Origin of the sequence: Serratia grimesii NBRC 13537, from assembly GCF_001590905.1 — a bacterium.
Lineage (GTDB): Bacteria > Pseudomonadota > Gammaproteobacteria > Enterobacterales > Enterobacteriaceae > Serratia > Serratia grimesii.
The window spans coordinates 196,741-217,111 of the sequence record NZ_BCTT01000010.1 but is presented as its reverse complement, the minus strand read 5'-3'; the positions used below and the strand labels follow the sequence as shown (position 1 = coordinate 217,111).

Below are 20,371 nucleotides of genomic sequence, written 5' to 3'. Positions count from 1 at the left end.
AACTCCTGGGATCTATTAACAATGAGCAACGATATTTTGCGCCTGTTTGAACAGACGATTACGGGAAAACATTAACTGCAGGCGGCTGCCGCCAACCTGTTGCCACAGCACGGCGGCGCGGATGCCCGCCAGCAGTGTGGCACGAACCTTGGCCTGCACCTGCGGGTTTTGCAGGATAGCCGGTGAACCTGTCACCTGGATGCGCGGCCCGAGCGGACTGACCACGTCGACATAAATGCCGGCCAGTGCGCTGATAATTGTGTCGGATTCCAGATCAAAATGCGCCAGCTGACGTTCAAGTTGACCAAGACGTTCCCCAAGCTGATTCATGGCCTGTTTATTGGCGTTGAGTTTGCGCTCAAGCACCATCAGGCTGATGGTGTAGCGGGTCAGTTCGGCGCCCAACCCTTTATTATTGGCATTGAGCACACTCATCAGTGTCTCAAGACCTACTTTCAGATTACGCTCTTCACCGCCGAACACCGCCAGCGTTGAGGAGGGATCCATCTGCAGCAGGCTGCTCAGCGAGGTATGAAAAGCCTCGCGATCGCATTGGCCTTCGTGTGCCAACTGCTGGACCATACGCGCGGCCTGGCTGATTCCGGCCATTGCCAGCGTAATGTCATAATAATTCTTCGCCACGATTACTCCTGTAAACGCTGTTCGATAATGCCGCCGCCGAGGCAGATTTCATCCTGATAGAACACGGCAGACTGGCCTGGGGTGACGGCGGCGACCGGCTCGTCGAAACGCACTTCAATACGTTCTTCGTCAAGCGGGGTGACGGTGCATGGAATATCCTGCTGGCGATAACGCGTTTTCACCGTACAGCGGAAGGGGCCAGTCAGTGGCAGACGATCGACCCAATGTAACTGCTGTGCGATCAGGCCGACGGACATCAGGCGCGGATGCTCATGCCCTTGGGCGACCACCAAAATGTTGTTGGCAACGTCTTTGTCGACGACGTACCACGGATCTTCACTGCTGTCCTTCATGCCGCCGATGCCCAGCCCTTTGCGTTGGCCAAGGGTATGGTACATCAAGCCCTGATGTTCACCGACGGTCTGGCCGTCGACACTGACGATTGGGCCAGGTTGTGCAGGCAGGTAACGACCGAGGAAATCACGGAATTTGCGCTCGCCGATAAAACAGATACCGGTGGAGTCTTTTTTCTTGGCGGTGACCAGTTCAAGCTGTTCGGCAATGCGGCGCACCTCTGGCTTTTCCAGTTCACCAACCGGGAACAGGCTTTGCGCAACCTGCTCGTGGCTGAGGGTGTAGAGGAAATAGCTCTGGTCTTTGTTGCCGTCGACACCGCGCAGTAAGCGGCTTTTACCATCCACGTCCTGGCGACGTACGTAGTGACCGGTAGCGATAAAATCAGCGCCCAAATCTTCTGCGGCGAATTCCAGGAACGCTTTGAATTTGATTTCTTTATTGCACAGAATGTCTGGGTTCGGCGTGCGGCCAGCTTTGTACTCTTCCAGGAACAGTTCAAAAACGTTGTCCCAGTACTCTGCCGCGAAATTTACCGTATGCAGTTCGATACCGAGTTTGTCGCATACTGCTTGCGCATCGGCCAAGTCGGTCGCTGCGGAGCAATATTCTTCGTCATCGTCTTCTTCCCAATTCTTCATAAACAGCCCAGCGACCTGATAGCCCTGTTGCTGTAACAGATAGGCAGTAACGGAAGAGTCGACGCCGCCGGACATACCGACGATTACTTTTTTCTGGCTGTTGTCTGACATGGGGATCTCACGAACTTGAACACGAACCGTGCTGATAAAAAACAAGCGCAGGATTTTACCACGTTGGCCGCGCCGGCGCACGGCACTTATTCATCTCAGAACGGCCAGTTATAGCTGCTGACCAGCGACAGTGGATAACGTTCCGGCTGTTGATAACAACGAACACTTTCCGCGACCAGCGCAGAACGCAGGTTGGGGGCCTGCAATATTTCGTCGGCAGTCAGCCACAGACAGCGATCGATATCGCTGTCGTGAGGCTCTGTCGGCAGTTGTTGCTCCAGCTCGATAACAAAGCAAAAGCGCAGAAACGGCGTGTTGTCCGGTGCGATCCACTGATGCAGCTTGAGGAATGACTGCGGCGTGGCGCGGATGCCGGTTTCCTCCCACAGTTCGCGTTCGGCGGCCTGTACCAAGGTTTCGTCAGCTTCGAGATGACCGGCAGGTTGGTTCCATAATGCCTTGTTGTTGATGGTCTCTTCGACGATCAAAAACTTACCCGCGGCGTGAACCACGCAGGCAACGGTAACGTGCGGTTTAAACATAGCGGCCTCTTACAGCGGTTTGTTAATGTGCTGATAGATATCATCCAACTCGGCGATGCGGGTTTTGTAGCTGGCTGACAGGCAATTGACGTCACTACCGCACAATTTACGTTGCTCCAACCAGCTTTGTTGCTGGTCTAGCATATCCCCGCGAACCCCCATGGCGAACAGACCATGTAGAAACTGGTATTTGGTGGCCATTTCCACATCTTTGTCGCTCAGCGTACGGCTGGCGCAGATTGCTTTTTCATCGGCGTTGACGGCTTTGGCGCAGTCGAAACTGGCAGCCTGTGCGGCAGAGACGGAAAGCAGAGTGGTGAACAGTAGCGCGGTTAATGTTTTCATCGTTGCTGCTCCATTGGCCAATTACAGTGAATCAAGGGTTTTCCATTCACCGGGTTGCAGTTCACCCAATGAAATATTGCCCATACTGTAGCGAATCAGTCGCAGAGTAGGAAAGCCGATATGTGCAGTCATGCGACGTACTTGGCGGTTTCTGCCTTCATACAGGGTGATTTTTAGCCAGGTGGTGGGGATCGATTTGCGTTCGCGGATTGGAGGGTTGCGTGGCCACAACCATTGTGGTTCGGCGACCAACTCCACACCGGCAGGCAGCGTGGGGCCGTCTTTGAGCGTGACACTGCTACGCAATGGGGCCAGATCGCTTTCCTGCGGCGCCCCTTCCACTTGCACGTAATACACTTTGCCGGTGCGTTTACCCGGCTGAGTTAGCTGTGCCTGCAGTTTGCCGTCATTGGTTAATACCAATAATCCTTCGCTGTCGCGATCCAGACGTCCGGCGGCGTAAACATCAGGAAAAGGAATGAATTCTTTCAGTGTCGTGCGGCCTGCTTCATCGGTGAATTGCGGGAGCACGTCGAATGGCTTATTGAATAACACGACGCGACGCGGCCCCTGTGCTACAGCAGGTTTGGCGGACTCAGGCTTGCTGAATCGTTTAACTTTGTGATTTTTAACAGAGAATTTTTTCATAACAGTTGAGATTACGGATGATAGGCGCATTATAACTGAATCCGTTTCGGATTGGCGCGGACAGAAAATTCCAGTAGTATCTACACGCATCTTACAAAGCATTAACAAAAATTGCGCTTGAAGGAGAGGTTGATGGAAAGCAAAGTAGTTGTTCCGGCAGAAGGTAAAAAGATTACGGTCGATGCCCAGGGTAAACTGGTTGTTCCGAATAACCCGATCATTCCGTTTATCGAAGGCGACGGTATTGGCGTTGACGTTACCCCTGCTATGATTCACGTGGTTGATGCAGCTGTGAAAAAAGCCTACCACGGCGAACGTAAAATCTCCTGGATGGAAATCTACACCGGCGAAAAATCCACTCACGTTTACGGGAAAGACGTGTGGCTGCCGGAAGAAACCCTGGATCTGATCCGTGACTACCGCGTTGCCATCAAAGGCCCGCTGACTACCCCAGTCGGTGGCGGTATTCGCTCCCTGAACGTGGCTCTGCGCCAGCAACTGGATCTGTACGTGTGTCTGCGTCCAGTGCGTTACTACCAGGGCACCCCAAGCCCGGTTAAACAGCCAGAGCTGACCGACATGGTGATCTTCCGCGAAAACGCCGAAGACATCTATGCAGGTATCGAATGGAAAGCCGGTTCTGCCGAAGCAGACAAAGTGATCAAATTCCTGCGCGACGAAATGGGCGTGAAGAAAATCCGCTTCCCAGAGCAATGCGGTATCGGTGTGAAACCATGCTCTGAAGAAGGGACCAAACGTCTGGTTCGTGCAGCGATCGAATACGCTATCACCAACGACCGTGACTCTGTGACTCTGGTTCACAAAGGCAACATCATGAAGTTCACCGAAGGTGCCTTCAAGGATTGGGGCTACGAACTGGCACGCGAAGAGTTCGGCGGTGAGTTGATCGACGGCGGCCCATGGCTGAAAATCAAGAACCCGAACACCGGTAAAGAAATCGTTGTTAAAGACGTGATCGCCGATGCCTTCCTGCAGCAAATCCTGCTGCGTCCGGCTGAATACGACGTGATCGCCTGTATGAACCTGAACGGTGACTACATCTCCGACGCCCTGGCTGCACAGGTTGGTGGTATCGGTATTGCACCAGGTGCCAACATCGGTTCTGATTGTGCACTGTTTGAAGCGACCCACGGTACTGCACCTAAGTATGCCGGTCAGGATAAAGTGAACCCAGGTTCCATCATCCTGTCTGCAGAAATGATGCTGCGTCACATGGGCTGGTTCGAAGCGGCTGACCTGATTGTTAAGGGCATGGAAGGCGCAATCGCTGCCAAGACCGTGACCTATGACTTCGAACGCCTGATGGATGGCGCTAAACTGCTGAAATGTTCTGAGTTTGGCGACGCTATCGTTAAACACATGTAAGGGTGCTTTAGCGTTGAATGATAACGGGAACCTGATGGTTCCCGTTTTTTATTATTCAAATCGCAACGGTTATCAAAACATTATCAAAACAAGTTATCAAAACTCGGCCATTTTGGCATTTTTGAGTGTATCAATCTAAAGGGTAAGTTCAGTCCAAACCATAGGAATGGGGTAAGTCCCGCTCGAGAATTACTCGCTTGCTTTAAACAAAACCAGCAACTGAACAAGTTAAGTTTGACGGGCAGTTTTGAGCGAAGAGTAGTCATCGCGCTGCGGCACTACAATTACTAACATTAGTGTGTGTTAATCAAAGTGGAGCAGAAAAAATGTTCAAATTTTATCCTCCTAATGAATATGCACTAAAAAACATCGTAGATAACACGATCTATATGAGCCCCGTGCAGTATTTTAACGACCCCTATGAGTTAGATTGCAAGGTGGAAAGAGGGTTTCCTTCTCTCGATAGTGATAGTCCGCGGTTCCAGCGCATCTTTGAAGCTTGATTGGGTGACAACGTAGATATGACACTGGCAAATTAACATTACGAAGAGTTCACCTCAGGACTTTTTTAGGCAGATTTTAGTAATGGCTCATATCGAAGTAAGGTTCGTGTTGCCTGTTTCACGCGTAATCCAATGAACATGCTCATGTGGGCTTACTATTCTGCGTCTATGAGTGGCATCTGTGTAGAATTCGATGAGGCAAAACTTATTGAGGTCTCTGACACAGAAACGCAGATTTTTGATGTGGTCTACTCAGAAGAGTCTCCGGTAGTTGATACCGCTGTCTTAGCCGTCTGGGATTCAGTAGCCAACTCAGCACGCGTGTTCCTTATGGTGGGTACTGGTCAGAAAGGACAATCACGGTTTTGCGTTTTAACGGGTGAACATCTTAACTCCAACTGCTAACATTGATGGGGGATTGTTATTCTATAGGAATAGGTTTAAATGAGAGAGTTTGGGTTTTTATTGCTGGCAATAGGTGTCGTTTGGTTATTGATAGCTTTTAACATGGATACCTATGTTTTCACTGGGTATGGTGAACGTGTCAATAACATCGGTTTGATCGCATCTAAACAGAATCACTTGCTGATATCATCAGTTATTTCCATTTGCGCAATTTTGATGATCATCTTTGGGAAATCGTCGTCTAAGGCAACTGAAGTATATGTAAAATGCCCGTTTTGTGCCGAAAAAATAAACACCGAAGCAATTAAGTGCAAGCATTGCGGTAGTGATGTATCGGTTCAGTTGAAAGCACAGGAAGAAAACAAGTTTTCATTTCATGGGTTCGACCATAACTTATTGCTTTCAAATGATGATGGCCTATCGTTAAATGATAGTGGCGTGATGGATCTAGCAAATAAAATCAAGTCGATATCAAAGTCAAATCGTGGTTCTTATATTTTTGGTGAGCATCAATCAGATATCACTTACATTAAATACAAACTCCCTAAAGCCGTTCAGGACGAGTTTGTTAAAAGGTTGAAATACTGGCTCAATAAATAAAAATATATTCATCCAGAAAGCCGCGCTATGCGCGGTTTTTTTATTGGAGATATTATGCCGACATTAATTCCTGAAGTAAAAATCATACGCCTTTATGGGGGGCTTGGTGAGAAGTTTGGACGTGTTCACCCTATGGCAGTGAGTTCACCCATTGGTGCGGCTGACACCAACCCAGCGAACAGCCGCCAGGACTACACACAGCATAAATTATTGCCGGGTATCTGCGCTTGCTTTCGCTGCAGGGCCGCCAGCGCGGCGCATAAGATGTGGCGGTTGGTAAACAACACCCCCGAAGTTTCCAGCCTGACCACATCGATATGCTCACTCATGAGTTTCTGGATACTCCACCGTCCTAGACTTAAGGGAAAGGATGAGTGAGTATGTCGCTATTTGCCAGTTTTTAACCATACCCGGCACATAGTTATGCGGTATGATTTTTAATCTAATAACAACCAGGCGAGCGTGGAGAGCAGAAATTAATATTGCTGTTTTACGGCTGGTTGAGGTGAGTTGTGATGCCCTCGAACCAACGTATTTGCACAACCAATCACCGATACATCATTGCACTCATTCGCTCCACTTTATCTTTGCCGAAGCTACGCAGCGTCATTACGTAATAACGATAATGGTGTTTCTGCGCATATTCTCTGATCTGTTCTTCCGCAAACATGCCGGTAAAAGTTACCGTGGTGACGAACCTTAGCCCCTTCACCTCATAGGTGCTGATTTCCTGCGGGGTACCGATATAAGGTGGAGGGGAAACCGTCTGGCGTGACTGACAGCTGGCCAGGAACAAGGTAAACAATAAAACGGCGGACGTTTTGCGAGAAAGCTTCATTTGGGTTTATTCCATCCTTGGGGTATTTATTAACTTTATATAGGGTTACAGATTTATTCGGAGATGTAAAACCTATCCAAGCATGATTGTGGGTTGGTTGATGTGGGCCATTGTAGAACACGGGGGGCGGGCAGAAAAATGATTGTTCGTCTTGCTACGATAGCTGACATTTCCGTGCTGGCCGCTTTCGATACTGTCGTATCCCATGAGCCGCATCGCTGTGCCCAGATCAGTGAATGGTGTGCGGCAGGAATTTGTTATCTGGCGGAAAGTGGAGGTCAGGTGATGGCCTATGGTGTGTTGCATGCCCACTTCTTTGGCTGTGGTTTTATCGAAATGTTGATGGTGGCTGAAGATTCTCGGCGACAGGGAGTGGGTTTAAAGTTGCTCCACACGCTGATATCACTTTGCCCAGAGCCGAAGCTTTTCGCATCAACCAACCGTTCGAATGTAACCATGAGAAGATTGTTGTTAGCGGCTGCCTTTATCGAAAGCGGTCATATTGAAAATCTTGATGAGGGCGATCCGGAAGTCATTTATTTCTATCCGAACAAGTGTGCGAGGAATTAACTGACCATTGAGGTCACTTTAACTTAAGTGATACGCGTTGTTATCCCTATTGAGCCGTGGGGGGCTTATAAGGCGTAACTTGGCTAGACGCGGATAAAAAAACGGGGCCTGAACTGGCCCCGGAATGAAGAGTACAGACGTTTCAATCCACCTTAGTGGCATCAGGGTGATTTTTCCCTTCCTCGATAAAATCTTCATCGATTTCATCAGTGGTTTCTGCGCTGTCGCGGCCGGAAAGAATATTCCAGCAGGCGATGAACAGGGCGGCGATCAATGGGCCGATGACGAAGCCGTTGATGCCGTAGATTTCCATCCCACCCAGAGTAGAGATCAAGATCAGGTAGTCAGGCATCTTGGTGTCTTTGCCGACCAGTAACGGGCGCAGAATGTTATCAACCAGGCCGATGATCACCACGAAGAAGCCCACCAGGAACAGGCCTTTCCACAACATGCCGGTGGCGAAGAAGTAGATGGCAGCAGGCACCCAGATAATGGCGGAACCCACGGCAGGGATGATCGACAGGAATGCCATCAATGCCGCCCATAACAGGCTACCTTCGATACCGGTGATGTAAAAAGCCAGGCCACCGAGTGCCCCTTGCACTACTGCAACTACTACTGTGCCTTTCACCGTCGCGCGGGAAACGGCAGCGAATTTCACGAACAGGTGATGCTTAACGTGTTCGGACAGTGGTAATGCTTCGAGTGACAGGTTAACCAGATAAGGGCCATCTTTCAGCAGGAAGAACAACAGATAAAGCATGACGCCAAAGCCAACGGCGAAGTTGAACGTGCCTTTGCCGATCAGGAACACGCTACCAGCAAGGTATTGTCCGCCCTGCAACGCCACCTCTGAGAGTTTCTTTTGGATTTCAGCTGCATTATCGAGGTTATGTTCGGTCAGAAAATGACGAGCCCAACCAGGCAGTAATCGCAGGGTGTCGGCCAGAATGACCGGGAATTGCGTGTTGTTACCTTGCAATTTGGTATAGACAACGTTGAGTTCAATGGCCAATGAAGACGCGATGATCGCCAATGGGGTAAACACGATCAAACAGATTACTGCGACCGTCAAAAGTGAGACCAGCCCATTTCGTTCGCCCAGGTATTGTTTGAGCTTCTGTTTCACCGGGTGGAAAATCACCGCCAAAATGATAGCCCACAGCACTGACGAGTAGTAGGGACCCAATACGTCCAGAAAAGCAGCGGTAACAATAAAAAGGATCAGAATAAAGAATCCCTTTGAAATACCTTTAGACATCATACTCGTCCCTCAAATGATAAGTTTGCCAGCTATGGGCGCTGGTTGAAAACAACCCTATCATTACCAACGTTTAACCGGTAGCGGATTTTTAGCCCCATAAATCCCTGCTTTCTTATGGGGTAAGCGGCAGTACTCAGGATGCATGGCAATATGACAGACAGCAAAAAGATGATTAATAAAATTTATTGTTTCATTTTGTGAGGCGTGCTTGAAGATGTGTAATGCGTCACCTAAGTTTGAAGTGGATCACATTTCACGTGAATAACCAGAGGGTTTGCCGATGGCTGAGCACAAGCGTCTTAGGGTTCTTGAGACAATGGCATTGATCGCCTTTGCCGGATTATTGTTATATCTGGCGGCGAGCGGGGCGTTGTCCTTATTCGGCCTGGATCATCACTGGCCTTATCCTTCCAGATAGGGCACTTTTTACCGGAAATGATGAACGCTTCTAATAAAAGATACGCGCCATTGTAATTGTAGGTTGAAAAGGGAAGCCTTCGCTTCCCCTGGTTCGATAACATCAGGCTATGATGCCAACATGAATCTGCACTTCTTCTGGGCCAGTGAAGAGTTCAAAGTCAGACAGATAGCTGCGGACAATATCGTCACGCTGCTCGAAATATTTCCAGACCCCATCCCATGCCTCAATGATGGCCTCTGGCATTTTCCCTCGTGCTTCAAATACCAAATACTGACCGCCATGCAGGACCACATTGCTGAAGTCAGCGTTAGGCTGATTGACCAACACGCCTGCAGTGGCGTCGTAGTAGTCATTAACATCGGAAGCATAATTGGAATAAACACCCACCAGTGGCGTATTCGGCAGCCTATGAGGGACATTATCGGCCAGGTTTTTGGCGAAAAAATCCTGCCACAGGCCGGCGATCTTGGCTGTTTCCGGATTGAATTCATCCTGGTTTTTGCTTCTGACGGTCAGGCCCGACACCAGTTTGCGGGAGACGAGTATTTTTCTCGGTTTCATAACGGTAATCCTGTTCAGTGTGAAAAGTTCAATGTTGCCTGCCGGGCGGCACAGTAACGCGCTTGCCGCACAGCGATGAAACCCCGTCCGACCGAGGCCGGACGGGCACGGGTGAAGCGCTTACTTACTTAACCATTGCGCCACCGCCAGCGCGATTTTCTCTCCTATAAACTCTTTGTTTCTGCTGACGAACCAGTGGTCGCCGTGCACCAGGAATTGCTGGAACTCTTGTGTGGTTTGCTCCTGCCAGGCGGTCATTTCTTCGACCAGGGTGACCTCGTCTTCGATCGCCGAGAAGACGCTGATCGGACAAGACAAGGGTTCAGCATGCTGATATTCGTAGCTCATCAATAAAGGCATATCACGTCGCATTCCCGGCATGATCTGTTTGACGAACTCCAGATCGTCGATGTAACTCAGCAGGCCAAGGATTTTTTGTTCCGAGTTAGACGCCTTGCCCGTTTCACGCAGTGCGTCGCGGTTTTTCCACGTACCGGTCAGCTGTGGCGCCATAGTGGCTGAAGAGAAGAAGTGTACAGGCAGTTTTTTGCCAGCGGCACGCAGAGAACGATAGAGTTCGAACATCACAATGCCGCCGTAACTGTGGCCATAGAAAGCGATTTCACCGTCCCAACCGAGCCGTTTTTCATCCTCCATCAAACGATCGAACGCCTGTTCCAGCTCTTCCAGCAATGGCGTCAGGTGGGTGTGGTTGGGCTCCTGCAGACGGTTTTCACGGCCAGGGGATTGAATGGCGTAAATTTCGCAATCCTCAGGGGCGTTATACAGGAAGTGAGCGAACATCGAGGCCCCCGCGCCCATAGGGTGCATCATGAACAGCTTAAGTTTCTTCGGTTGTTCACCCTTAGCCCGCTTGAGACGCACAAAGTAATCGTGCACCACTTCAATGTCCTCCTCAGAGGTTATGCCGGAAATATCGCCGGATTGTTGTTGTGGTGATTCCCCATTGGCCAATTCTTGCTGCAACTGTTCCGCCAGCTCCAGCAGGCTTGGGCCTTTCACCATGCGCATCAGCGGGTAGTTAATCTCCAGCTTTTGCTGGATCCAATGGCGCAGCTGATTGAGCATCAGCGAGTCCAGACCCATAGAGGAAAGCGATTTTTCTGCGGAGATCTTATCCCCCGTGGTACCCAAAATACGGGCCAAGGCTTCGATAAGATGCGCCTTTAGCGCCTGCACTGCGTCGGCCTCCGCTAGCGCTTGCACCTGCTCGCGTAGGCTCTCGTTGCCACCGCCCTGGCCTTTGATCTGCAGTGCCTCATTGGACAACAAATGGGCGAAACGTAGGTCATTGCGTAAATGATCGAAGTGTTCACGGAAACGCAGCCAATCGATATTGGCCGCCATTCTCACCACGTTGCCATCCAGCAATATGCGCTCTATTTTGGCCGTTATCTGTTTTTGGCTCATCGGCAGCCAACCTTGTTTCTCCAGCAGGTTCAACAACGAATCGGCGTTTTTGGTCAGCCCGGCGAAGTGGCCGAGTACGCCAATATTGATGGCCTGGGCCGGCAGCCCCTGCATTTGACGATACAGTGTCAGCTTGTCGACGAAGTTGTTGGCCGCGGAGTAACAGGTTTGGCCGCCAAAACCAAACACCGAGGCGATGGAAGACAGCGAGAGGAAGAACTCCAGCGCCTCGTGGTGCAAGGCTTGATGCAAATGCCAGCTGCCGAGCGCTTTGGCGGCGAATGCTGGCATCAATTCTTCGCGTTGAAGATTGCCGATCAACGCATTTTGCATGACCGCTGCGCCGTGGATCACACCACCTAATGGGGCAAGGGTTTTCACCTGTTCGAGCATTTTGTTCACTGCCTTGGCGCAGGACAGGTCAACTTCCGGCAGCAGGATCTCGACATCTTGCTGCCGAAGTTGCTGAATGGCACGCCGATCCTCCTCGTTTTTCGGGCCGCTGCGGCTGGCAAGCGCCAGTTTTCGCGCACCGTGGGCGACTAGCCATTTGGCCAACACGATCCCCAATCCGCTGGCGCCGCCGGTGATCAGGTAAATCTTCTCCGGCGCTAACTGCAGATGCAATGCAGGCAGCGCATTAACCTCTTGCCCTTCCAGGATAACCACTCGGGTAGCCGTCTTATCATCGTCATTCAGCGCAGTGCTAAGGTCTGCGATCGAAACCACCGAGCAATCTGGCAGCGGCATGGGGAGATTGCCATTGAGTAAACTGACGGCCTGCGTGAACAGCTCGGCGGCCTCTTGCGGTCGTTGACTAAGCAGAGCCAGAATGTCTACGGCGAAGTAGCTCAGGTTGATCGCCTGTCGTCTAACGTTCAACGTGTTGTCGGCACTATTGTATTGGGCATTCAGCTCAATGAAGCGACCGAAGGCACGCAGGCATTTTATGCTCTGTACCACTCCTTTACCGCGTAATTGGTTCAGAACGATATCAATCCCTTCGCCCTGGCTATCGGCCATGATTTGTTCGCGGAAATCAAGGCGGCTGCTGTCGTAAACCTGATTAACACCCAGTGCACGCAATCTTTCGCGTCTGGCTTCGGTGTCGGCGCTGGCGTAAATCTCGGCCCGGGTCTGTTGGGCCAGATGAACGGCGGCTATCCCGACCGGGGTGTGCGCGTTATGGATCAGCACGCGCTCGCCCGGCTTGATGCGTGCAAGGCCAATCAGCGCATGCCAGGCGGTCAGGCATGCCAGTGGCGTCCGCGCGGCCTGTTCAAATGACAGCGCTACCGGTTTGTGGATCACGCAGTGTTCGCTTACGTTCAGCGTGCCGGACAAAGCATTGTCGGCAATAGCGATCACCTTATCACCGGTTTTGAAACGTCGGACGCCGGATCCTACGCGGGTAACGACGCCGCTGCATTCGTGGCTGAGAGTGTGCGATTCCGAGGTCCTGTCGAGCAGCGCCGCGGCTTTAACGGCGATTTCAACCTCGTCGTGTTTTGGTGCCTGCGGCGTAAACTGTCGCAGCTCAACCGAACTGATTACCCCAGGTTTAGCCAGCACGGCTTGATAATGACCGCCGCTGCCAGGCAGCGTCCTTGCGGCTTGCGCCTGGGCTTGAACGGGATCCACTGGCTCTAACCGATGGACGAAGAGGTGCTCGCCGCGAATGGCCAGCTCGGTTTCTTTGCCCGCGCTGTCGGTAGAGGTGATCAATTGAGCGAGCAGCCGCAGTTCATCTGCATTGGCTTCGCTTAAATCCACCACTTTGCAGATAGCGAGAGGGTACTCGTTATTCATGGTGCGGCTTACGCCATACATCGGTGCCTGCACCAGATTAAGCCGCCGATCTTCCTGTGTGACCAAGTCGGAGCCGCAGTTGACGGTCCACAGTATTGGCTGTAGCTCATTCTCGATGATGGCGTGGTTGATATTGACGCTTTTCCACAACATGGTCTCGATGCGCGGCGCCAGGTTGTCTTCCCCTGTTTGTGACATTGGCAGCAGGTTGACGATACGATCGAGCGCAGGATAGCGAGTTTTGACTTCGCCTAGGGCATTGAGCACCGCCTGTCGCTCTTGCAGATCGACCGGCCAGTCAAACTCTGGATGCTCCCCGAGTGTGATGACATTAGCGCCTAGCCGTTGCAATTCGGCGACGATCGCAGAGTGTGGGTGTGGCGCATCGGCGATCAGCAAAACGTCCGCGCCGGACTGCGGCTCGATATTAATGTCGTTTGCCGGCTGCCAGAGGTATTGGTAACTGCCGCTGTAAGCCACGTCTTCTTCGTTACTGCGCGAGCCGGTAATGTATTTAAATCGCAGACCCATAATCTGAGCGACGACATGGCCCGCATCGTCAAATACTGTCACATTACTTTGCAGATATTCTTCATCGGCCTGCTCGATGCAGAGGTAGTTCCATAAAATATCGCCATCTGGCTCTCGGAACAGACTGTAACGGTCGATATGAACCGGCAGATACACGCCCAACTCTTCGTCGGCTTCCAGTCGGCGAGTGGCGTAAATGGTATGGATAATGGTATCCATAATGGCTGGATGGGCAAAATAGCGATCCAGATCGTGTTTGAGGCTGTCCGGAATGACGATTTTTGCCAGTAACTTGCCAGGCGCATTCCAGAAATTCTGGATATTCTTGAATTTTTCCCCGTAGCTCAGGCCGCCGCGTTTCAGGCTGTTGTACATGGGCTGGACTGGCATTCGGTCACACACTTCGCGCTGCACATCGGCCAGAGAGATCGTCGGGGGAGTGGGCAGGGCGTCCAAACAGTTCATACGCCCGCTAGAGTGTTTCACCCATTCTGCATCCGGCTTGCCGGGATCGCGGCTGACCAGCCAGTAGCGGCCTTCTGCCGGGTCAAGCTCCAGATTAATGGCTAATGGTTCTCCTTCATCGGGTAAGAACAACCCACGCTCGAAGCTGATGTCCATCAGATAACGGAAAGATTCACCAAACGCTTTTTTCGCCGCCGCCATGGCGATCTCCAGATGACCGGAACCAGGGAAGAGGATCATGTCGTCCATGCGGTGTTCGCTGAGGTAAGGCTCGGCCTGGCTGTCGAGAAACACCTTGAACACGTGTCTGTCCGGGGTGACGCCTGAAGCCTGATGCTGCGTGATATTAGGGTGCAAACTTAATTGGAGGCGATGATGTTGGTGCGCGAGGCTCTCGTTCCAAAAACGTTTTTGTTGCCAGGCGTAACGCGGCAAGTCATGCAACCGTTTAGCCCCGGGGCAGACCTTAGCCCAGTTCATAGGCTGTCCGGCGACGTACAACGCGCCCAGCGTTTGCTTCAACCGCAGCGCTTCGTCTTCCTGGCGACGGATCGAGGGGTAGATGCGTGCGTCAGCATTGAGGTTGGCGAACAGTTCCTCAGCGCCACCGCTCAGGGCCGGATGAGGGCCGATTTCGATGAAGGTGTCGAAACCGTCTTCGATCATGCGCTGCAGCGCAGGGGCGAAATACACCGGATCGCGCACGTTTTGGTACCAATAATCGCTGACCAGGTGAAGGCCGTCTTCCCGCTTGCCACTGACCGTGGAATAGAGGGCGATCTGTGCTGCGCTGGGCTGCAGGTCGTTAAGCGAACCGATCAATTCTTCTTTGAGTGGTGCCATATGATGCGAGTGGAAAGGCACGTCCACCTTCAGGAAGCGGTGGAAGATGTCCTGTTGTTCCAACTGACGGGCAATCTCCTCCAGCGGGGCCCGATCGCCGGAGAGTGTGATGCTCTCCGGTCCGTTGATCGCCGCTACCGAAACGCGGTCGGCCACCTTGGCGATCAGCTTTTCGGCGGCAACCAGATCGACGCCGACCGCCAGCATTGCACCTTTGCCAGCGGCGGCATGCTGGCCGCGGCTGCGATGGAAGATCACTTGCACCGCCTGTTCCAACGTCAGGGCACCTGCGGTGTAGGCGGCGGCCACTTCGCCGATCGAGTGGCCGATCACACCTGCCGGTTCGATACCGTTGTGTTTCCACAGTTCAACCAGGGCGATCTGCAACGCCATGATGGCCGGTTGGGCGATGCGCGTATCGCTGACACGCGATTCTGCCTTGCCGCGGCTCATTTCCTCCAGCAGCGACCAGCCGGCGATATTGACGAACAGCTTGTCGACTGTAGCGATCACGTGGCGGAAGACCGGTTCGGTATCTATCAACTGGCGACCCATGGCGTACCACTGAGGCCCTTGGCCGGTAAACACGAAGGCCAACCGTGGTTTTTTCTCCTGTGGTTGTCCGGACACCGTACCTTCCAGTGGCTCATCGCTCAGGAATGCACTAATTTTGCTGGACAATTCCTCAGGAGAACGGGCGGCGATGGCCAGGCGATGGCGCAGTGAAGATCGATGCTGGCCGGCATTGAAACAGAGGTCGTTTAGATTGATTTTTCCGGCAGACAGATAGCTCTGATAGGCGTTCAGTTGGGCTTTCAGGGCTTCCTGCGTTTGCGCGCTGCAGGTGAACAAGTTGACCTCCGGCTCAATGTCTTCGGCCAGGTCCTGTCCAACAATGATCTCACTATCCGGCACATATTCTTCCATCACCACGTGGGCGTTGGTGCCGCCAGCGCCGAAGGAGTTGACGCCACCGACGCGAGGAGTTCCATCAGCTGGGGCCGGCCAGGGTTGGTTGTGCTCAACTACTTTCAGCCGCCAATTTTCAAAGTCAATTTTGGGATTCGGTCGGTTGAAATGAAGGTTAGCGGGGATCTGTTTATGGTGAAGGCAGAGCGCTAGTTTGATAAACCCGGCAACGCCGGCGGCGCCTTCTAGGTGGCCGATATTGCTCTTTATTGAACCGATGAGCAGCGGTTGCGTCGCAGGCCGTTGACTAAACAGGTTGGCGAAGGCGCGCGTTTCCAAAGGATCGCCGACAGAGGTGCCGGTGCCGTGCGCTTCGATGTATTGTACGCGCCCGGGATCGATGCCAGCGCCCTGATAAGCTGCCTGCAGCATGGCGGTTTGGGAATCGGGGTTGGGAACAGTGAAACCTGCCGGGGTATAGCCGTCGGAGTTACATGCGCTGCCACGAATTAACGCGTAGATTTTGTTGTTATCCGCCAGCGCTTTCGACAGCGGTTTTAAATAGACCATGCCCACGCCTTCGCCGCGCACGTAGCCGTTACCGCTTTCGTCGAAGCTCTTGCAAAGCCCGTCAGCGCTCAGGAAATTACCTTTAGATAGCATGATGGTTTGTGCGGGGTTGATATTAATATTTACGCCACCGGCGACGGCGCGATCCGCTTCGCGGTGCCAAATGCTTTGGCAGGCCAGATGAATGGCCACCAAAGAAGCGGAGCAGGCGGTATCCAATGAAATGCTGGGACCTTTTAAATCGTACAAATAGGAAATACGGTTTGCCAACGAGGTCAGCGAGGTGCCCATTGTTGATTGCGGGCTGATACGATAACGGTTATTTGGATCAGCTAAAATATCCTGATAATCATTGGCGAACGATCCAACATAGACGGCAGTTCTGGAACCAAGGAAATCTTCAAGACGATCGCCAGCATCCTCTAAGGCTTCGAACGTGGCCTGCAATAATAACCGTTGTTGCGGGTCAATGTTTTCTGCTTCTTTGGGGAAAATATTAAAAAATTCATTATCAAATTTATCAATTCCGTTGATAAAGCCACCGCGTGCGGTCTTGGTTTTTCCGGCTTTATTTGTATCTGGATCGTAGAATTTGTCTTTATTCCAGCGATCAGGCGGGACGTCAGTAATTCCGTCGGTGCCTTTCAGTAACATATTCCATAACTCTTTGTGATTATTCGCATTTCCAGGGGTTTTGCAGCCAATCCCAATAATAGCAATAGGTTCTCTTTTCATAGACATAAGGTGACCTCCATTATAAAAATATAGGATTTTTTTGAATGTAATTGGTTTGTTAGTTGACTATTTAACTAGGGTTTATTCATTAATTTACTCTGTAGTGAGATACCAGCAAACTATTATAGATAGTTAATTTTTTTTTACATTTATATTTTATTGTTTTTAGCGATCTTTTTATATCGGCATGTTTTATTTGGTTTTTTATTTTTATTGAATTCATATGATATTATTTTTTTCGGGTATATCTAAAAAGATTTATATTTATTTTCTGCGAAGAAATATGAATAATTATCAGGTAATATCCATATTTATTATTGGTATAGCTGTGTTGGTTTTAATTTTAATGTTTAGAATTGGTTATTATCTTTATTTCTATAATTTCAAAACGGCTTTATTTCCTTTTTTGTCTGGTTCGATGGTGAGGCACTGCGATATTGATACGGTATGTCATTTTTACGGCAGCGCTGATCAATATCATTGAAGATTACAGCCCGTCTGAGTCACACTGACAGCAGTATCCAAGGAGAGACACATGTACAGCGACAATGAGAAGAAGTTCTATATCATCCTAAACCGCAACCACGAACCTGCAACCTTGTTCAACGCGTCCTGCCATTTGACGGCAGGCATTACCGATTTGATCGAGCAGCGTGAATTCCATCATTACCCTAGCGCTATTGAAGGCGTAAGCGCCAATATGAGTCATTACCCGATCGTGATCCTGCAGGCGAAAAACAGCAGCCAGCTCAGCAATTTGATCCTTAAATGTAAGGAAGAGGCGGTGCTGGCGAACTTCTTCACCACCACCATGTTGTCACATTCCGCAGAGCAGCAGATCGCTGATACTGCGAATACAGACTATGAAAAACTGGAGTTCGTTGCTGTGGCGCTGTATGGGGACACAGAACAACTTAAGCCGCTAACGAAAAAATTCTCCGTTTATCGGTAAACCTTGCCTCCGCCATACCTCATTAACGTGCCCATTCACACAAACGCTGCCGCCGGGTTTCTTCAGGCGCATTTTGCATGATAGCTTTTATCAAAATATGATAGGAGATGAGTATGGCAGGCAAGAAAACGACCCTGGCCGCCATCGCCAGAGAGGCGCATGTCGGCATTGCTACGGTTGACCGGGTGATAAATCAGCGTGCAACGGTGCGACCGGAAACGGAACGTAAGGTCATTGCGGCAGCGCAAAAATTGGGGTTCGCCTTAGAGAAATCGCACAGGCTATTCGAAGCGGCTGGGAAACCGGTTGTCCGGATAAAAATGGGGTTTATCCTGCTGCAAAAGGAGCACTCATTTTACGCACAACTGGCGGAAAATTTGCGGGAACAAGCCGCATTATTTCACGAGCCGGCATGTCCCCCGCAGTTTATTTTTCATGATATCAGTGCAGTCAGTGAGACTGCCGCCGCCATTACACACTTAAGCCAGAGTGTGGATGTGATCGGGGTATTGGCGTTGGATAACCCGATGATTCGCTATGCGGTTGAAGAGGCGACCCGACGGGGCGTCAAGGTGTTCACGTTGTTGTCGGATCTGTCCGTGCATAGCCGTACCGGTTACATCGGGTTGGATAACCAGCAGGCTGGCCGTACTGCGGCTTGGGCAGTGGAGCGGCTGTGCCGTCAACAAGGAGATGTTGGTGTGATCATCGGCGATAACCGATTTTTGTGCCAGGAAACCTGCGAAATCAGTTTTCGATCTTACCTGCGTGAACATCTGAGCGCTCATCGGGTACTTGAGCCGGTACGTAACCATGAACAGGCAGAAAGTGCCAGGCAAGTAACCCAGTCCTTACTGGCACAATACCCTGATCTCGTGGCCCTCTATGCACCGTGCGGTGGCGTGGAAGGCATTATCACTGCGTTGCGGGAGAGTGGCAGACAACATGAGGTGATGTTGGTTTGCCATGGTCCGGTGGACGGAGGGGATATGGCATTGTTTGACGGCACGTTGGATTTGATGCTCAGGCACCGCATTGCCGAATTCGCCGCGTCAGTTATCACCACTTTTGTGGCGGCTGCAGCCAGTGAGTCGTCCGGTTTTATGCATGTCATTAATCGTTTTGATCTGATCACTAAAGAAAATATCTGACTGCCAGGCTCCCTGTACGGGGGCCGTCCTCCGCTTTTAATTTCCTGATACCGTCTATACGCCGTCCTGTCTTGTTTTGATAAAAAACTATCATTTAAATGATTTAAATTAACGCGATCACTATCAAAAAATGAAAATTTCATCATTGATGGTTTCGAAACGTTTGTTTGATACTGACGTCACGCCCACCTCGAAACGGAACAAAAATGATGACTTTGCCTATCGCCAATGCACCCTGCAGTTGGGGAGTGGATGACCCTACCAATCCCTATCTTCCGCCTTACACTACTGTGCTGCAGGAGGCGAGCGCAGCAGGCTATCACAGTATAGAGCTAGGTCCGTGGGGCTATTTACCGACGGAGATTCAGACGTTGAATGCCGAGTTGCAGCGGCACGGATTATCGCTGGTGGCGGGGACCCTTTTTGACGATTTGGTCAGTGAGTATAACTTTGGCCATATCCTTGAGCTGACGCATAACATTTGCTGCAATTTGTCACTGTCAGCCAAAGCGCAACAAATCCGCGAAACCCATTTCTCGCCACCGTTTTTGGTGATCATCGATTTCGGCGATCCACAACGGGCTAAATTCGCCGGGCAGTCCGCTTTGGCACCGCGGTTGGCGCAAGCCGATTGGCAAAGAATGATGAACCATATTATTACCGTCAGCGAGATAGCCTGGCAGGAGTATGGCGTTCGGCCGGTTGTGCATCCCCATGCAGGGGGCTGTATCGAATTTGCCGATGAGATCGAGCAACTGACCATCGATATTCCACACCAAACCGCGGGTTTGTGCCTGGATACCGGGCACCTTTATTACGCAGGTATGGATCCCGTTACCTGGCTCGATCGTTACTTTACGCGCATTGATTATTTGCATTTCAAGGACGTTAACCCGCAGGTATTTCACGATGTATTGGTGCGCGGGTTGGATTTCTTTACGGCTTGTGCAGAAGGGGTTATGTGCCCTCTGGGCCAGGGGGCGATTGATTATCCAGCTGTGCGCGAACTGTTGGCGGTGCGCGGTTATCAGGGCTGGATCACCATTGAGCAAGAACGCGATCCGCGTCAGGCGCAGGGCAGTTTGCGTGACGTAACTGAAAGCCTCAATTATTTGCGAACCTGCGGTTTTTAATCAGGAGAGAC

At 51.2% G+C, this 20,371-nt stretch carries 16 protein-coding genes; 7 read left to right on the top strand and 9 right to left on the bottom strand.

Features of this window, described 5'->3' with window-relative positions; translation table 11 throughout:
- Positions 1-15: 15 nt before the first annotated feature.
- The 5 genes from hflD to rluE form a co-directional block, all read right to left on the bottom strand.
- A complete protein-coding gene (gene hflD, locus SGR01S_RS12800; protein WP_061807619.1) occupies positions 16-642 on the bottom strand; it encodes a high frequency lysogenization protein HflD in 627 nt (208 codons plus the stop codon).
- 2 nt (positions 643-644) lie between these two features.
- A complete protein-coding gene (gene mnmA, locus SGR01S_RS12795; protein WP_037420569.1) occupies positions 645-1,748 on the bottom strand; it encodes a tRNA 2-thiouridine(34) synthase MnmA in 1,104 nt (367 codons plus the stop codon).
- A 95-nt stretch (positions 1,749-1,843) separates the two neighbouring features.
- Positions 1,844-2,290: an NUDIX hydrolase gene (locus tag SGR01S_RS12790; protein ID WP_037420524.1), complete on the bottom strand. Its 447-nt coding sequence runs from the start codon at positions 2,288-2,290 to the stop codon at positions 1,844-1,846.
- A gap of 9 nt (positions 2,291-2,299) precedes the next feature.
- Entirely contained in the window at positions 2,300-2,635 is a 336-nt protein-coding gene (locus tag SGR01S_RS12785; protein ID WP_037420527.1) for a lysozyme inhibitor LprI family protein, read from the bottom strand.
- 21 nt (positions 2,636-2,656) lie between these two features.
- Positions 2,657-3,283, bottom strand: a complete 627-nt coding sequence (gene rluE / locus SGR01S_RS12780; RefSeq protein WP_061807618.1) for a 23S rRNA pseudouridine(2457) synthase RluE — start codon at positions 3,281-3,283, stop codon at positions 2,657-2,659.
- A 132-nt stretch (positions 3,284-3,415) separates the two neighbouring features.
- On the opposite strand from rluE, the gene icd reads away from it, so the two are divergent.
- The 3 genes from icd (at position 3,416) to SGR01S_RS12765 (ending at position 6,177) form a co-directional block, all read left to right on the top strand.
- Positions 3,416-4,669, top strand: a complete 1,254-nt coding sequence (icd, locus tag SGR01S_RS12775; RefSeq protein ID WP_037420531.1) for an NADP-dependent isocitrate dehydrogenase — start codon at positions 3,416-3,418, stop codon at positions 4,667-4,669.
- A gap of 635 nt (positions 4,670-5,304) precedes the next feature.
- Positions 5,305-5,577: a DUF2971 domain-containing protein gene (locus tag SGR01S_RS24655; protein WP_082797623.1), complete on the top strand. Its 273-nt coding sequence runs from the start codon at positions 5,305-5,307 to the stop codon at positions 5,575-5,577.
- Between the two features lie 39 nt (positions 5,578-5,616).
- Positions 5,617-6,177, top strand: a complete 561-nt coding sequence (locus SGR01S_RS12765) for a zinc ribbon domain-containing protein (RefSeq protein ID WP_051922584.1) — start codon at positions 5,617-5,619, stop codon at positions 6,175-6,177.
- Positions 6,178-6,724: 547 nt separating this feature from the next.
- Here the strand turns inward: SGR01S_RS12765 and SGR01S_RS12760 are convergent.
- Positions 6,725-7,015 (bottom strand): YdgH/BhsA/McbA family protein, encoded by a 291-nt coding sequence (locus tag SGR01S_RS12760; RefSeq protein ID WP_037420536.1) that lies wholly within the window; start codon positions 7,013-7,015, stop codon positions 6,725-6,727.
- Between the two features lie 138 nt (positions 7,016-7,153).
- Between SGR01S_RS12760 and SGR01S_RS12755 the strand changes: the two genes are divergently transcribed.
- Positions 7,154-7,585 (top strand): GNAT family N-acetyltransferase, encoded by a 432-nt coding sequence (locus SGR01S_RS12755; RefSeq protein WP_061807617.1) that lies wholly within the window; start codon positions 7,154-7,156, stop codon positions 7,583-7,585.
- Between the two features lie 142 nt (positions 7,586-7,727).
- Here SGR01S_RS12755 and SGR01S_RS12750 read toward each other — a convergent pair whose 3' ends face one another.
- The 3 genes from SGR01S_RS12750 to SGR01S_RS12740 all read right to left on the bottom strand — a co-directional run bounded on the left by SGR01S_RS12750 (position 7,728) and on the right by SGR01S_RS12740 (position 17,124).
- The gene (locus SGR01S_RS12750; protein WP_061807616.1) at positions 7,728-8,849 is read right to left on the bottom strand and encodes an AI-2E family transporter; all 1,122 of its coding nucleotides are present in this window, start codon (positions 8,847-8,849) and stop codon (positions 7,728-7,730) included.
- A gap of 520 nt (positions 8,850-9,369) precedes the next feature.
- A complete protein-coding gene (locus SGR01S_RS12745; protein WP_061807615.1) occupies positions 9,370-9,831 on the bottom strand; it encodes a GyrI-like domain-containing protein in 462 nt (153 codons plus the stop codon).
- 120 nt (positions 9,832-9,951) lie between these two features.
- Positions 9,952-17,124: a type I polyketide synthase gene (locus tag SGR01S_RS12740; RefSeq protein WP_255212231.1), complete on the bottom strand. Its 7,173-nt coding sequence runs from the start codon at positions 17,122-17,124 to the stop codon at positions 9,952-9,954.
- A 535-nt stretch (positions 17,125-17,659) separates the two neighbouring features.
- On the opposite strand from SGR01S_RS12740, the gene SGR01S_RS12735 reads away from it, so the two are divergent.
- From SGR01S_RS12735 to SGR01S_RS12725, 3 genes are all read left to right on the top strand, one after another.
- Complete coding sequence (locus SGR01S_RS12735) at positions 17,660-18,076, top strand: DUF2000 family protein (RefSeq protein ID WP_037422338.1); 417 nt, start codon at positions 17,660-17,662, stop codon at positions 18,074-18,076.
- Positions 18,077-18,189: 113 nt separating this feature from the next.
- On the top strand, positions 18,190-19,227 hold the full coding sequence (locus SGR01S_RS12730) for a LacI family DNA-binding transcriptional regulator (protein WP_061807613.1): 1,038 nt from the start codon (positions 18,190-18,192) through the stop codon (positions 19,225-19,227).
- Positions 19,228-19,436: 209 nt separating this feature from the next.
- Positions 19,437-20,360 carry a TIM barrel protein gene (locus SGR01S_RS12725; protein ID WP_061807754.1) on the top strand — a complete coding sequence of 308 codons (924 nt, stop codon included), beginning with the start codon at positions 19,437-19,439 and terminating at the stop codon, positions 20,358-20,360.
- The last annotated feature ends 11 nt before the right edge of the window (positions 20,361-20,371 follow it).